The 15,816-nt window shown below is 43.4% G+C and carries 13 protein-coding genes; all 13 read right to left on the bottom strand.

What is annotated here, in order from left to right; translation table 11 throughout:
- On the bottom strand, positions 1-161 hold a 161-nt coding region (locus H5114_RS20035; protein WP_310736155.1), incomplete at its 3' end, for a GTP-binding protein.
- A gap of 69 nt (positions 162-230) precedes the next feature.
- A complete protein-coding gene (gene fusA / locus H5114_RS20030; RefSeq protein WP_124017692.1) occupies positions 231-2,327 on the bottom strand; it encodes an elongation factor G in 2,097 nt (698 codons plus the stop codon).
- A 79-nt stretch (positions 2,328-2,406) separates the two neighbouring features.
- Positions 2,407-2,877, bottom strand: coding sequence for a 30S ribosomal protein S7 (rpsG, locus tag H5114_RS20025; protein WP_011635636.1), 471 nt, complete (start codon positions 2,875-2,877; stop codon positions 2,407-2,409).
- Between the two features lie 82 nt (positions 2,878-2,959).
- A complete protein-coding gene (rpsL, locus tag H5114_RS20020) occupies positions 2,960-3,334 on the bottom strand; it encodes a 30S ribosomal protein S12 (protein WP_101033703.1) in 375 nt (124 codons plus the stop codon).
- Between the two features lie 177 nt (positions 3,335-3,511).
- Positions 3,512-7,738: a DNA-directed RNA polymerase subunit beta' gene (gene rpoC, locus H5114_RS20015; protein ID WP_182723869.1), complete on the bottom strand. Its 4,227-nt coding sequence runs from the start codon at positions 7,736-7,738 to the stop codon at positions 3,512-3,514.
- 82 nt (positions 7,739-7,820) lie between these two features.
- Entirely contained in the window at positions 7,821-11,852 is a 4,032-nt protein-coding gene (gene rpoB / locus H5114_RS20010; protein ID WP_124017694.1) for a DNA-directed RNA polymerase subunit beta, read from the bottom strand.
- A 234-nt stretch (positions 11,853-12,086) separates the two neighbouring features.
- The gene (gene rplL / locus H5114_RS20005; RefSeq protein WP_124017695.1) at positions 12,087-12,452 is read right to left on the bottom strand and encodes a 50S ribosomal protein L7/L12; all 366 of its coding nucleotides are present in this window, start codon (positions 12,450-12,452) and stop codon (positions 12,087-12,089) included.
- Positions 12,453-12,506: 54 nt separating this feature from the next.
- Entirely contained in the window at positions 12,507-13,007 is a 501-nt protein-coding gene (rplJ, locus tag H5114_RS20000) for a 50S ribosomal protein L10 (RefSeq protein ID WP_124017696.1), read from the bottom strand.
- Between the two features lie 274 nt (positions 13,008-13,281).
- A complete protein-coding gene (gene rplA / locus H5114_RS19995) occupies positions 13,282-13,983 on the bottom strand; it encodes a 50S ribosomal protein L1 (protein WP_124017697.1) in 702 nt (233 codons plus the stop codon).
- Between the two features lie 4 nt (positions 13,984-13,987).
- On the bottom strand, positions 13,988-14,416 hold the full coding sequence (rplK, locus tag H5114_RS19990; protein WP_124017698.1) for a 50S ribosomal protein L11: 429 nt from the start codon (positions 14,414-14,416) through the stop codon (positions 13,988-13,990).
- Positions 14,417-14,544: 128 nt separating this feature from the next.
- Positions 14,545-15,096, bottom strand: coding sequence for a transcription termination/antitermination protein NusG (nusG, locus tag H5114_RS19985; protein WP_124017699.1), 552 nt, complete (start codon positions 15,094-15,096; stop codon positions 14,545-14,547).
- 10 nt (positions 15,097-15,106) lie between these two features.
- The gene (secE, locus tag H5114_RS19980) at positions 15,107-15,478 is read right to left on the bottom strand and encodes a preprotein translocase subunit SecE (protein ID WP_011635627.1); all 372 of its coding nucleotides are present in this window, start codon (positions 15,476-15,478) and stop codon (positions 15,107-15,109) included.
- 268 nt (positions 15,479-15,746) lie between these two features.
- A partial coding sequence (locus H5114_RS19975) for a hypothetical protein (RefSeq protein ID WP_198552046.1) occupies positions 15,747-15,816 on the bottom strand: 70 nt, incomplete at its 5' end.

Below are 15,816 nucleotides of genomic sequence, written 5' to 3'. Positions count from 1 at the left end.
GGAGCGTTATCGATTTGAGCGAAGTTTTTAACTTCACCACCATAAGTTTTAGACAAAACGGCAGAGATTGCTGCTGTTAAAGTTGTTTTACCATGGTCAACGTGACCGATGGTGCCCACGTTTACGTGAGGCTTAATACGTTCAAATTTAGCTTTTGCCACGATATATTCCTTTCTTTTCAGAAGTGCTCGATTAATTCGAGCAATATAACATTGATGCCGTAACCAATATTAGTTACGAGATTCTATAATCGCTTTTGCAATGTTTTGCGGTGCATCTGCGTACTTCAAGAACTCCATAGAGTATGAAGCACGACCCTGAGATGCAGAGCGCAAATCAGTTGCATAACCAAACATTTCAGATAGAGGCACTACTGCGTGGACAAGTTTAACACCTGCGATGCCATCGTCCATACCTTCGATTATGCCACGACGGCGGTTTAAATCACCCACTACGTCGCCCATATAATTTTCAGGTGTAGTCACTTCTACTTTCATACAAGGTTCGAGCAACACCGGAGACGCTTCAAGCGCCCCCTGTTTAAAGCCCATAGAACCTGCAATTTTGAATGCCATTTCGTTCGAGTCCACATCATGATATGAACCATCAAATAAACTGACTTTCACGTCAAGTACAGGATAGCCGGCTAAAACGCCGTTTTTCATCTGTTCTTGAATACCTTTATCAACGGCAGGAATGAATTCACGAGGAACTACACCGCCTACTATTTCGTTAACAAATTCATAGCCAGAACCCTCTTCGAGAGGTTCAATTCTTAACCAAACATGACCAAATTGACCACGTCCGCCAGATTGACGTATGAACTTACCTTCCACTTCAACTTTAGAACGAATTGTTTCACGGTAGGCTACCTGTGGTTTACCTACGTTACACTCTACACCAAACTCGCGACGCATACGGTCAACGATAATGTCTAAGTGTAATTCGCCCATACCAGATATCAGTGTTTGTGCCGATTCGTCATCAGTCTCAACTTTGAATGATGGATCTTCCGCTGCTAATTTTTGCAGCGCAATCCCCATTTTATCTTGGTCGGCTTTTGAACGAGGCTCAACGGCAATGGTAATTACAGGTTCAGGGAACTCCATGCGCTCAAGAATCACTCTGTGATCATTATCGCAGAGAGTATCACCGGTTGTTACATCTTTAAGACCGATAGCAGCCGCTATATCACCAGCACGTACTTCTTTCAGTTCTGTTCGGTCGTTTGCGTGCATTTGCACAATACGCCCTACTCGCTCACGTTTCTGCTTAACAGAATTATAAACACCAGAACCTGATTCAAGCACACCTGAATACACGCGGATAAAGGTCAGTGTACCAACAAATGGATCAGTCGCAATTTTAAATGCTAAGGCCGCAAAAGGGGCATTATCATCGGGTGGGCGTTTAACTTCGTTTTCGCTGTCATCAATACCGGTAATTGCAGGTACATCATTAGGCGCTGGTAAGAAGTCAACTACCGCATCGAGAACCGCTTGCACACCTTTGTTCTTAAATGCAGAACCACAAGTTGCTAATACGATCTCATTGTTAATTGTGCGCTGACGCAACGCTGTTTTGATCTCGACTTCTGATAACTCACCTTCTTCAAGGTACTTGTTCATCAGTTCATCAGAGGCTTCAGCTGCTGCTTCCACGAGATACTCATGCATCTCTGCCGCTTTTGCTGCTAGATTTGCAGGAATGTCTTCATAAGTGAATGTCATCCCCTGATCTATTTCAGACCAGTTAATGGCTTTCATCTTAATTAAATCAATAACACCCTTGAAGTTCTCTTCTGCACCAATATTTAAATGAATTGGTACACAAGTCGCACCAAGGCGATTACGAATTTGATTTATTACACGGTCGAAATCTGCACCTGCACGGTCCATCTTATTAACAAATACCAGACGCGGAACGTGGTATTTATCAGCTTGACGCCATACGGTTTCAGATTGTGGTTCAACGCCTGACGAGCCGCAGAATACTACTACAGCGCCATCGAGAACACGTAATGAACGCTCGACTTCAATAGTGAAGTCTACGTGACCTGGGGTATCGATGATATTAATACGGTGTTCAGTGAACTGAGCTTCCATACCGCGCCAAAAAGTTGTTACTGCAGCAGAGGTGATAGTAATACCACGCTCTTGCTCTTGTACCATCCAATCTGTCGTGGCGGCGCCGTCATGCACCTCGCCGATTTTATGAGACATACCGGTATAGAACAGAACACGTTCTGTTGTGGTAGTTTTACCTGCATCCACATGAGCAACAATACCGATATTTCGATAACGCTCAATTGGGGTTATACGAGCCACTATTTATACCCTCTCAGCTAAAACTTTTGGTTTTAGCAATATCAACAATATGGAGCGGACCGAAGTCCGCTCCATCATATTACCAACGGTAATGAGCAAAGGCTTTGTTAGCTTCAGCCATGCGATGCACGTCTTCACGCTTCTTAACCGCAGTACCTTTGTTTTCAGACGCATCTAGCATTTCACCTGCTAGACGTAAAGCCATAGATTTTTCACCACGTTTGCGAGCAGCTTCAACTAACCAGCGCATCGCTAGTGCGTTACGACGCACTGGACGAACTTCACATGGTACTTGATAAGTAGAACCACCAACGCGACGAGATTTAACTTCGACTGATGGGCGAACGTTATCAAGAGCTGCTTCAAGGATACTTAAATGATTTTCGCTTTTCTTTTCAGCGACAACATCTAGTGCCTTGTAAATGATTTTTTCTGCAGTCGACTTTTTGCCGTCCTGCATGATGACGTTGATGAACTTAGCCAACAACTCACTGTGAAACTTTGGATCTGGTAGGATTTTACGTTGTCCTACAACGCGACGTCTTGGCATATTAATTCTCCGTATGCTTCAGGTATTTCCAAAACTGGAATGTCAAATAAATACTAGCTTGGCCTTACTTAAACGGGATACGTTAAGACTTAGGACGCTTAGCACCGTACTTAGAACGGCCTTGGCGACGTGAAGTCACGCCAGCACAGTCTAATGCGCCACGAACAGTGTGGTAACGCACACCTGGTAAGTCTTTAACACGACCACCACGGATTAGGATTACACTGTGCTCTTGCAAGTTATGGCCTTCACCACCGATATACGAAGTTACTTCGAAACCGTTAGTTAAGCGCACACGAGCTACTTTACGTAGTGCAGAGTTAGGTTTTTTAGGTGTTGTAGTGTACACACGAGTACAAACACCACGTTTTTGTGGGCACGCGTTCAACGCAGGCACATTAGTCTTTTCGACTTTTGGCGCGCGTGGCTTACGTACCAACTGGTTAACAGTTGCCATGTATAGCTCCGACAGTTGATTCAAGCTCAACAATTAGGTGTGAAAAATCTATATCCCACAATGGTGGGACGCGGAATTTTAGAAAGGTAATGGCAATCTGTCAAGAAATAGCCAACTTTTCATGCAAATTCCAATAAAAAAGGCGCCAATGGCGCCTTTTTTTAACAAAAAACTAACTTAATCTTGGCCACCGGCCAAGTTTAGTAGATCTGCTAGGTTCTGTTCAGCTTCGCTTGCAGTAACAGTTGTAGCTGCTACTTTGCCACGAGAACTTAACACTTTAGCGCGTTCTTCGTTACGGGTCTTGTGATAAGCATAACCAGTACCAGCTGGGATCAAACGACCAACGATTACGTTTTCTTTCAGACCACGTAATGGATCGCTCTTACCGCCAACGGCCGCTTCAGTTAACACACGAGTGGTTTCCTGGAACGATGCTGCAGAAATGAATGATTCAGTAGCCAAAGACGCTTTGGTAATACCGAGTAATTCACGTTCAAACGTTGCAGGTGTTTTACCTTGAGCGATTAACTCACGGTTAGCAATCTTCACGCGTGAAACTTCTGCTTGCTCACCTTCTAAGAATTCAGTGTCGCCTGTTGAAGTGATCAAACACTTACGTAACATTTGACGAATGATAACTTCGATGTGCTTATCGTTGATCTTAACGCCCTGTAGACGGTAAACATCTTGTACTTCGTTCACAATGTAGTTTGCTACGTTGTGGATACCACGAAGACGAAGAATGTCGTGTGCCGCTTCTGGGCCGTCTGCTATAACTTCACCACGTTCGACTTTTTCACCTTCGAACACGTTTAAGTTACGCCACTTAGGGATCATCTCTTCATAGTGATCACTACCATCGGCTGGCGTAATCACTAGACGACGCTTACCTTTAGTTTCCTTACCGAACGAGATAGTACCTGAGATTTCTGCAAGAATTGCAGGCTCTTTCGGCTTACGCGCTTCGAATAAGTCAGCAACACGTGGTAGACCACCGGTGATGTCACGAGTTTTAGACGATTCTTGTGGAATACGTGCTAATGGATCACCAACGTTGATTTTCGCGTTATCGTCTTTCGACACAATCGCGTTACCAGGTAAGAAGTATTGAGCTGGTACTTCAGTACCAGGGATCATTAAGTCGTCACCATTGGCATCAACTAAGCGAATAGCTGGACGCAATTCTTTACCGGCTGAAGTACGCGCACCAACATCGAGCACCACGACAGAAGATAAACCCGTTAACTCGTCAGTTTGGCGAGTCATAGTTACGCCATCGATCATGTCAACGAACTTCACGCTACCGGCAACTTCAGAAATAATTGGGTGAGTATGTGGATCCCAGTTTGCGATGATTTCGCCAGCTGCAACTTCACTTTCTTCCAATTTCTCTAATACGGTACCGTAAGGTACTTTATAGCGCTCTTTCTCACGACCTAGCTCATCGATGATAGCTATCTCAGAAGAACGAGAAACAATTACAAGCTTACCGTCGATATTTGAAACATGCTTAGCATTGTGTAACTTCAGAGAACCCGCGTTCTTAACTTGAACGTTGTTTTCTGCAGAAGCTCGAGATGCCGCACCACCAATGTGGAACGTACGCATGGTTAACTGTGTACCAGGTTCACCAATAGACTGCGCCGCAACAACACCAATCGCTTCACCGTGGTTAATAATATGACCACGAGCCAAGTCACGACCGTAACATGCCGCACACACACCAAAGTCTGTGTCACAGGTAATAACAGAACGTACAATGACTTCGTCGATACTGTGTTCTTCTAACGTATTACACCATGCTTCATCAAGAAGTGTGTTGCGTGGAGCAAGCACTTCATCTGTACCTGGCTTCATTACGTCAAGCGCAACCACACGACCTAGAACACGTTCACGTAATGGCTCAACAACATCACCACCTTCAATAAGCGGTTTCATTGTTAGACCATGCTCAACACCACAGTCATCTTCAATAACAACTAAGTCTTGTGCAACGTCTACTAAACGACGAGTCAAGTAACCCGAGTTAGCTGTCTTCAATGCTGTATCGGCAAGACCTTTACGCGCACCGTGAGTAGAAATAAAGTACTGAAGTACGTTTAGACCTTCACGGAAGTTAGCCGTAATTGGTGTTTCGATGATTGAGCCATCTGGCTTAGCCATCAAACCACGCATACCTGCTAGCTGACGGATCTGTGCAGCACTACCACGAGCACCTGAGTCAGCCATCATATAGATGCTGTTAAACGAAGCTTGTTGCTCAGGTACACCATCACGGTTAATCACTGTCTCAGTAGACAAGTTTTCCATCATGGCTTTAGAGACTTTTTCGTTCGCGCTTGCCCAGATATCGATTACTTTGTTGTAACGCTCACCAGCTGTTACAAGACCTGACTGGAACTGCTCTTGAATTTCAAGCACTTCAGCTTCAGCGTCTGCAACTAAGGTGTATTTCTCGTCAGGAATAACCATGTCATCGATACCAACAGAGGCACCAGAAATGGTTGCAAAACGGAAACCGGTATACATCAATTGGTCAGCAAAGATAACAGTATCTTTAAGACCTAGTTGACGATAACAAGTGTTCAACAGCTTAGAAATCTGTTTCTTACCCATGTTTTGGTTAACCAAATCATACGATAAGCCTTCAGGCAAAATTAATGATAAAAGAGCACGACCAACAGTCGTATCAATGATACGAGTTGCTTTAGTTCTTTCGCCATCTTCTGCGATGTTGGTTTCGGTAATACGCACTTTAACGCGAGCATGTAGTTCAGCAACACCAGTAGCGTAGGCTTTTTCTACTTCTGACACATCAGCGAATGCCATACCTTCACCGCGACCGTTAATACATTCACGGCTGGTGTAGTACAAACCTAATACAACGTCCTGAGACGGCGTAATTACTGGCTCACCGTTAGCAGGTGACAAAATGTTGTTGGTTGACATCATTAGCGCACGAGCTTCTAACTGAGCTTCAAGCGTTAATGGTACGTGAACCGCCATTTGGTCACCGTCGAAGTCGGCGTTGTATGCCGCACAAACTAACGGATGCAATTGAATTGCTTTACCTTCAATCAGTACAGGTTCAAATGCTTGAATACCTAGTCTGTGAAGTGTTGGTGCACGGTTAAGCATTACTGGATGTTCACGAATCACTTCGTCTAACACATCCCATACTTCAGCCTGTTCGCGTTCAACCATTTTCTTAGCAGCTTTAATAGTCGTCGCTAAACCACGCGCTTCTAACTTGCCGTAAATAAATGGTTTGAATAGCTCAAGCGCCATCTTCTTAGGAAGACCACACTGATGCAGACGTAAAGTAGGACCTACGGTAATTACCGAACGGCCTGAATAGTCAACACGCTTACCAAGTAAGTTCTGACGGAAACGACCTTGCTTACCCTTGATCATATCAGCAAGAGATTTAAGCGGACGCTTGTTAGAACCGGTAATAGCACGACCGCGACGACCGTTATCTAATAGCGCATCAACTGACTCTTGTAACATACGTTTTTCGTTACGTACAATAATGTCAGGCGCAGCTAAATCTAACAGACGCTTTAAGCGGTTGTTACGGTTAATAACACGACGGTAAAGATCGTTAAGATCTGATGTCGCGAAACGACCACCATCTAACGGCACTAATGGACGTAGATCAGGTGGAAGAACCGGTAATACTTTTAAGATCATCCACTCTGGCTTGTTGCCAGAAGTGAAGAATGCTTCCATCAATTTAAGGCGTTTAGTCACCTTTTTACGACGGGTTTCAGAGTTAATTGAAGGCAACTCTTCACGCATTTGCTCGATCTGTTCAGCTAAATTGATAGCACGTAGCAATTCAAGAACTGCTTCAGCACCCATTTTAGCTTCAAACTCGTCACCGTATTCTTCTAACGCATCAAGATACGTTTCTTCGGTCAGCATTTGGCCGCGCTCAAGCGTGGTCATACCAGGCTCGATAACAACAAATGATTCGAAATACAGTACGCGTTCAATATCACGCAACGTCATATCTAGCATTAAGCCAATACGTGACGGAAGTGATTTTAAGAACCAAATGTGGGCAACTGGACTAGCCAGATCAATGTGACCCATGCGCTCACGACGCACTTTAGTCTGGGTAACTTCTACGCCACACTTTTCACAAATAACACCACGGTGCTTCAAACGCTTGTATTTACCACACAAACATTCGTAATCTTTAACCGGACCAAAGATACGCGCACAAAACAAACCTTCACGTTCAGGCTTGAATGTACGGTAGTTAATGGTTTCTGGCTTCTTTACTTCACCAAAAGACCAAGAACGGATTAGATCTGGCGAGGCCAAACCAATTTTAATACCGTTAAATTCTTCAGTCTTACTTTGCTGTTTAAGAAACTTTAATAAGTCTTTCACGTTTCTCTCCTGAAGGAGTTAAACCAGGTGCTTTGCTGCTGCAAAGCACCCTTGGTTACCAAACATTGCTTAAGTGCGATGCTTACTCTTGGTCCAACTCGATATTAATACCAAGTGAACGAATTTCCTTCAACAATACGTTGAAAGACTCAGGCATGCCAGGTTGCATCTGATGGTTACCGTCGACGATGTTTTTATACATCTGAGTACGACCGTTAACGTCATCTGATTTAACTGTTAGCATTTCTTGTAGAGTATAAGCAGCACCATATGCTTCAAGTGCCCACACTTCCATCTCACCGAAACGCTGACCACCAAATTGAGCTTTACCGCCCAATGGTTGTTGAGTCACTAAGCTGTACGAACCCGTAGAACGAGCGTGCATCTTGTCATCTACTAAGTGGTTCAATTTAAGCATATACATGTAACCAACGGTTACTTTACGCTCAAATTCGTTACCGGTACGGCCGTCACATAATGTCAACTGGCCAGACTCAGGTAAGCCTGCAAGAGCAAGCATTTGCTTGATCTCTTTCTCTTTAGCACCGTCGAATGCTGGTGTAGCAATTGGAATACCACCTTTAAGGTTGGTAGCCAAGCGCACAACTTCATCATCAGTAAACGAATCGATATCAACGCGTTGAAGCACGTCATCACCTAATTCATAAACTTGTTTGATGTAACCACGAAGTTCGGCAATTTCACGCTGCTCTTCAAGCATAGCAGTAATTTTATTACCGATACCCTTAGCTGCTGCGCCCATGTGGACTTCAAGTACCTGACCGATGTTCATACGCGAAGGTACGCCCAATGGGTTAAGTACGATGTCTACAGGATTACCTTCTTCATCGTATGGCATGTCTTCAACAGGACAAATCTTCGAGATAACACCTTTGTTACCATGACGACCTGCCATCTTGTCACCAGGCTGGATAGTACGTTTAACTGCAAGGTAAACCTTAACAATTTTCAATACACCAGGTGCCAAGTCATCACCTTGGGTGATCTTGCGACGCTTGATTTCAAATGTCTTATCGAAGTCTGCTTTAAGCTCTTCATGCTGTTCAGCTAACTGCTCTAATTCAGTTTGTTTTGCTTCATCGTCGATAACTTGGATTAATACGTCTTTACGTGGGATCTCAGCTAACTTAGCTTCAGAATAACCTACAGACAATAACAAGTTACGTGCACGGCCCAATACGCCTTCTTCAAGGATCTTGAACTCTTCACCTAAGTCTTTACGAGCTTGGCGAACATGCATTTCTTCAATTTCAAGCGCACGCTTATCTTTCTCAACGCCGTCACGGGTAAATACCTGTACGTCGATGATGGTGCCTTTCACTGAGTTAGGAACACGTAATGAGCTGTCCTTAACGTCAGAAGCTTTTTCACCAAAAATAGCTCGGAGTAGTTTCTCTTCTGGAGTTAACTGTGTTTCACCCTTAGGTGTCACTTTACCCACAAGAATGTCGCCACCCTTCACTTCTGCACCAATATAAACGATACCTGATTCATCTAATTTAGATAAAGCAGACTCACCTACGTTTGGAATATCAGCAGTGATTTCTTCGCTACCCAATTTAGTATCACGAGCAATACAAGAAAGCTCCTGAATATGGATAGTAGTAAAACGATCTTCTTGCGCTACGCGCTCAGAAATTAAGATCGAATCTTCGAAGTTATAACCGTTCCAAGGCATGAACGCGATGCGCATGTTCTGACCAAGCGCCAAATCACCTAAATCGGTAGATGGACCATCGGCCAATACATCGCCACGAACCACTGGCTCACCAACAGAACAACAAGGACGTTGGTTAATACAAGTGTTTTGGTTTGAACGGGTATATTTAGTTAGGTTGTAAATGTCGATACCGGCTTCACCTGCGTGTAGCTCATCTTCATTTACTTTAACTACGATACGGCTAGCATCAACATAATCAACCACACCGCCACGTTTAGCAGCTACAACCACACCAGAGTCAACAGCAAGAGTACGTTCAATACCCGTTCCGACTAACGGCTTATCAGCACGTAAAGTAGGTACTGCTTGACGTTGCATGTTTGCACCCATCAATGCGCGGTTAGCATCATCGTGTTCTAAGAACGGAATTAATGATGCTGCAACAGAAATAATCTGCTGTGGAGATACGTCCATATACTGAACATCGGCTGCGCGCATAAAGGTAGACTCACCTTTGTGACGACAAGCGATTTGTTCTTCTGCCATACGGCCATCAGCATCAACTTCGATGTTAGCCTGAGCAATAACATAACGACCTTCTTCGATTGCTGATAAGTATTCAACATCATCAGTAATCACACCATCAACCACTTTGCGGTAAGGTGTTTCTAGGAAGCCGTAAGAGTTAGTGCGCGCAAAACTTGCTAACGAGTTGATTAGACCAATGTTTGGACCTTCAGGGGTCTCAATTGGACATAAACGACCGTAGTGAGTTGGATGTACGTCACGAACTTCGAAACCAGCACGCTCACGAGTCAAACCACCTGGGCCAAGCGCAGAAATACGACGCTTATGCGTCACTTCTGATAGCGGGTTGTTTTGATCCATAAACTGTGACAATTGTGAAGAACCAAAAAATTCTTTCACTGCCGCAGAAATTGGCTTAGCGTTAATCAAGTCTTGTGGCATTAGCTCGTTTAAATCGCCTAAAGATAGACGCTCACGAACAGCACGCTCAACACGGACTAAACCAACACGGAACTGGTTTTCAGCCATTTCACCAACGCTACGAATACGACGGTTACCTAAGTGGTCAATATCGTCGACTTCATCATAACCATTACGGATTTCGATGATTTTCTTCATAACAGATACGATGTCTTCTTTAGACAACACACCGTTACCTTCGTCTTCTGCAATCTCAAGACGACGGTTGAACTTCATACGACCTACTTTAGATAAGTCATAACGTTCTTCACTGAAGAATAGGTTTTGGAATAAACCTTCAGCAGCATCTTTGGTTGGTGGCTCGCCAGGACGCATCATACGGTAGATTTCAACTAAAGCTTCTAAGCGGTTAGTTGTTGAATCAATGCGTAATGTGTCAGCAATATAAGCACCATGATCAAGATCATTGATAAACAAAGTATCAATATTCTTAATACCAGCAAGTGATAACTTAGCTAAATCTTCTAAGGTAATCTCGCTGTTTGCGGTCACTAAAACTTCACCGGTATCTTCATCGATGTAGTCTTGAGCAGCATACTTACCAACAATATAATCTACTGGCACTTCTAGCTCAGTCGTGTTGGTTTTTTCAAGTTGCTTAATGTGACGCGCAGTGATGCGACGACCAGCTTCAACTAATAAAGAGCCTTCAGCATCTTTAATGTCATAGCCAGCAGTTTCACCACGTAGGCGGTCAGGCACTAGTGACATCACTAATGAGTCTTTTTTAATCTTAAACTCGATACGCTCAAAGAATAAATCGAGGATATCTTGAGTAGAATATTCAAGCGCTCGTAAAATGATAGTAGCCGGTAATTTACGACGACGGTCAATACGAACGAATAGAGCATCTTTAGGATCAAATTCAAAGTCAAGCCATGAACCACGGTAAGGAATAATACGTGCGTTATACAGCACCTTACCAGAAGAGTGGGTTTTACCACGGTCATGATCAAAGAACACACCTGGAGAACGGTGTAACTGAGACACGATTACACGCTCAGTACCGTTAATAACGAAAGTACCGTTATTAGTCATCATAGGTATATCACCCATGTAGACTTCTTGCTCTTTAATGTCTTTAACAGTGCCAGCAGCAGCTTCACGGTCAAACAACACCATGCGTAATTTAACGCGTAGTGGTGCCGAATAAGTAACACCGCGGATCTGACATTCTTTCACATCAAAAACTGGCTCACCTAGCTTGTAGCTGACATATTGCAGCTCAGAATAGCCAGAAAAGCTCTTGATAGGAAAAACGCTACGGAATGCAGCTTCTAAGCCACGCTCACCCGTAGGGTCTTGATCGGTGAACTTCTTAAAAGAGTCTAACTGGATAGACAATAAATAAGGGATGTCCAAAACTTTTGGACGCTTACCAAAGTCTTTGCGAATACGCTTCTTTTCAGAATAGGAGTAAACCATGGGTTTCCTCTGCTTACGAGATGTGACCAAGACTGAAATAATTTAATTAAATCAGCACGTTTGCCCATCACCGTTGATGGCAAGAACCTAACCAGTAATCTCTGCTAGGGACTGCTAAAACTGGCGACAAACGGTGAAAAAAAATCGCCTGCGCATAAAGCGCAAAAAAGGCCGACGGTTAAAAAACCGCCAGCCTTCACCCAATTGCTTGGGTGATGCAAGCTAAATTACAGCTTACTTAACTTCAACAGAAGCACCAGCGGCTTCTAGATCAGCTTTAAGAGTTGCAGCTTCTTCTTTAGACACAGCTTCTTTAACTGCGATTGGAGAAGATTCAGCCATAGTTTTAGCTTCTTTTAGGCCTAAACCTGTAGCGCTACGAAGTGCTTTAATAACAGCAACTTTGTTTTCGCCATGAGAAGTAAGAACTACGTCAAATTCTGTTTGCTCTTCAGCAACAACAGCATCGCCGCCGCCTGAAACTACTGCAGCAGCAGCAGAAACGCCGAATTTCTCTTCCATAGCTTCGATTAGTTCAACTACTTCCATTACAGACATTGCTGCAAAAGCTTCTAACATTTGGTCTTTAGTGATAGACATTAGAAATATTTCCTATTGTTCTGAATTCAATTTTATTAAGCTGCCTGCTTATAATTAAGCGGCGTCTTGTTTTTGATCGCGAAGGGCGGCCAATGTACGTACGAATTTGCCAGCAGATGCTTCTTTCATAGTCATCATCAACTGAGCTAGTGCTTCGTCGTAAGTTGGTAGTTTCGCTAAACGATCAATATCAGCTGCAGGGATAAACATCCCTTCGAAAGCTGCACCTTTAACTTCAAATTTTGCTTGACCCTTAGCGAAGTCTTTTAAAAGACGCGCTGCAGCACCTGGATGCTCGTTAGAGAAAGCTATTAAAGTTGGGCCAGTGAACGTTTCTGCTAGGCACTCAAAAGCTGTACCTTGAACTGCACGACGAGCAAGAGTGTTACGTACTACACGTACAAACACACCATTTTCGCGAGCAGCTTTACGCAGACCGGTCATAGCACCTACAGTTACGCCACGTGAATCGGCAACAACTGCAGAAAGTGCACCTTTGGCAGCTTCGTTGACTTCAGCCACAATTGCCTGTTTGTCTTCGAGTCTTAATGCCATTGGCTTTACTCCTGGATTCTACCTAGGGAATTCCCTAGAATTTACCAAACTAAACACAAATGTGTTTAGTTACTTACGGTGCAGATTTTCCAGTAAAAAAATTTAGCTGGGGCCTGACACCGTCTACGCTGGAAATTAAGTTAACCTTACGATTAACACCTGCGGTCTTGGACGGAAACCGGCTCTAATATACAAAAAGTGATTCACTTATGTATAAAAGCGGCTTCAACCCACAAAGTGCGCGCATTATAGACTAATACGCGCGCTTTGTATATTACTTAACTTCGTCCAGAGAACCCTGGTCGATAGCTACACCTGCACCCATAGTGGTAGAGATGCTAATCTTTTTCACGTAAATGCCTTTAGCAACTGCAGGCTTAGCCTTTTTCAGTGCTGACACTAACGATTCTAAGTTTTCTTTCAACTGTTCAGTAGTGAATGTAACTTTACCGATAGTTGTGTGGATAATACCATTTTTGTCGTTTCTGTAACGAACTTGACCTGCTTTGGCATTCTTAACTGCTTCAGCAACGTTTGGCGTTACTGTACCAGTTTTAGGGTTAGGCATTAAACCACGAGGGCCTAAAATTTGACCTAACATACCAACAACGCGCATTGCATCTGGAGATGCGATAACCACGTCGAAGTTCATTTCGCCAGCTTTAACTTTTTCAGCTAAATCTTCCATACCCACAAGTTCTGCGCCAGCAGCGATAGCAGCTTCAGCGTTTGCACCTTGTGTGAATACAGCAACACGAACATCACGACCAGTACCATGTGGAAGTACAGTAGCACCACGCACGTTTTGATCTGATTTACGAGGATCGATGCCTAGATTAACAGCTACATCAACACTTTCAACAAACTTAGCAGTCGCTAATTCTTGTAAAAGTACTACAGCTTCGCTGATGTCATACAATTTTGTTGCATCAACTTTTTCGCGGATAACGCGAGCGCGCTTAGTTAGCTTTGCCATTATATTAGTCCTCTACTACCAAACCCATTGAACGTGCAGTACCTTCAATTGAGCGAGTCATCGCTTCAATATCAGCACCAGTCATATCAGCGGCTTTAGATTCAGCAATTTCCTGAACTGCGCTACGCTTAATAGTACCTACTTTTTGAGTATTAGGACGGCCAGAACCTGATTTCAGACCTACTGCTTTAAGCAATAAGAAAGATGCAGGTGGAGTCTTAGTTTCAAAAGTGAAAGAACGGTCGTTATATACAGTGATAACAACAGGAATCGGCATACCTTTTTCGAACTTTTCAGTACGAGCGTTGAATGCTTTACAGAATTCCATGATGTTCACACCTTTTTGACCTAAAGCAGGTCCAACTGGTGGAGACGGGTTTGCAGCACCGGCTGCTACTTGTAGCTTGATATAAGCTTCAATTTTCTTTGCCATGTCGACATTTCCTCTATTTGGGTTCAAACGCATCTTGGCGACATGCCAATACGCTCCCCTGAAAACAACGGGTGCGAATTATATAAAAATACGCACCCGCAAACAATATATATTTGTAGTTATTTTAATCAGCTCTTTTCGACTTGATTAAAATCGAGTTCTACTGGTGTTGAACGACCGAAAATCATCACCGAAACTTTAATACGGTTCTTTTCATAATCGACTTCTTCGATTGTACCGTTAAAGTCAGCAAATGGACCGTCACAAACGCGAACCACTTCACCAGGCTCATACATAATACGATGAGTTGGAGACTCAACAGTATCTTGTAGACGCTGAAGAATTGCATCAGCTTCTTTGTCAGAAATCGGTGCAGGGCGATCCGATGTTCCACCGATAAAGCCCATTACACGTGGAATGCTTTTGACTAAGTGCCAGCTATCATCGTTCATTTCCATCTGGACCAATACATAACCAGGGAAAAATTTGCGTTCACTTTTACGGCGTTGACCTGCACGCATTTCAACAACTTCTTCAGTAGGAACTAAAATCTCACCAAAGTATGCTTCCATGTTATGCATTTTGATATGTTCTAGCAGTGTTTTAAGCACACGGCCTTCATAGCCTGAAAAGGCTTGGATCACATACCATCTTTTTTTCGCTTCTGTAACTTCAGTCATTTTCAGATGCCTATACGCCAGTAATTAAATTGACTACTCGTAACAATATAGCATCTAATCCCCAAAGGATTAATGCCATTACTGCAGTAGCTGCAAGTACAATAAAGGTAGTGTTTAGCGCCTCTTGGCGAGTTGGCCAAACGACTTTGCGCACTTCAATATGTGCTTCACGAGCAAAAGATTGCGCCTGCTTTCCCTTACTTGTCTGCAGTGCAATGATACCTGCAATAGCAAAGGCAATAATTACCCCAGCAACACGAGCTACAACATTAGCATCTGCATAAAATTGATTGCCTATAACAGCAGTAGCAATAAGCAATGCTGCTATGCCCCACTTAACGATATCCAAAGAATTACTCTGGTTTTCAGTATTTGTTGTCATCGGTTAATTCCGTTACTCACTACGACCTGGGCTTAGCTTGGTAAACAACATATTCACCAAATCCACATTTCCGAACTTTCCCGGAAAATGCATAAGCACAGGGTCAAAAATCGGCCATAGATTGTATTCTTATTCAGCTTTGTTCGCAACAATACAGGTAAAGTAAGATTAACAAATCAATCAAAAAATCGATTTTTATTGCTAACTTTACCCTAAAAATAAAAAAGGAAGCCTAAGCTTCCTTTTTTAGTGTTCACTAAAGTCGCTATTACGCGATGATTTTAGCTACAACACCTGCACCAACTGTACGGCCACCTTCACGGATAGCGAAACGTAAA

The organism is Shewanella sp. SR43-8 (assembly GCF_014163775.1).
Classification (GTDB): Bacteria; Pseudomonadota; Gammaproteobacteria; order Enterobacterales; family Shewanellaceae; genus Shewanella; species Shewanella vesiculosa.
Note: the sequence above shows the minus strand (reverse complement) of the source record. Positions and strands in the feature narration are given on the sequence as shown.

Coding starts and splice junctions, on each gene's coding strand:
- rpsG (WP_011635636.1), bottom strand. CDS start 2,877: ATGCCAAGACGTCGCGTTGTAGGACAACGTAAAATCCTACCAGATCCA.
- rpsL (WP_101033703.1), bottom strand. CDS start 3,334: ATGGCAACTGTTAACCAGTTGGTACGTAAGCCACGCGCGCCAAAAGTC.
- rpoB (WP_124017694.1), bottom strand. CDS start 11,852: ATGGTTTACTCCTATTCTGAAAAGAAGCGTATTCGCAAAGACTTTGGT.
- rplL (WP_124017695.1), bottom strand. CDS start 12,452: ATGTCTATCACTAAAGACCAAATGTTAGAAGCTTTTGCAGCAATGTCT.
- rplJ (WP_124017696.1), bottom strand. CDS start 13,007: ATGGCATTAAGACTCGAAGACAAACAGGCAATTGTGGCTGAAGTCAAC.
- rplA (WP_124017697.1), bottom strand. CDS start 13,983: ATGGCAAAGCTAACTAAGCGCGCTCGCGTTATCCGCGAAAAAGTTGAT.
- rplK (WP_124017698.1), bottom strand. CDS start 14,416: ATGGCAAAGAAAATTGAAGCTTATATCAAGCTACAAGTAGCAGCCGGT.
- nusG (WP_124017699.1), bottom strand. CDS start 15,096: ATGACTGAAGTTACAGAAGCGAAAAAAAGATGGTATGTGATCCAAGCC.
- secE (WP_011635627.1), bottom strand. CDS start 15,478: ATGACAACAAATACTGAAAACCAGAGTAATTCTTTGGATATCGTTAAG.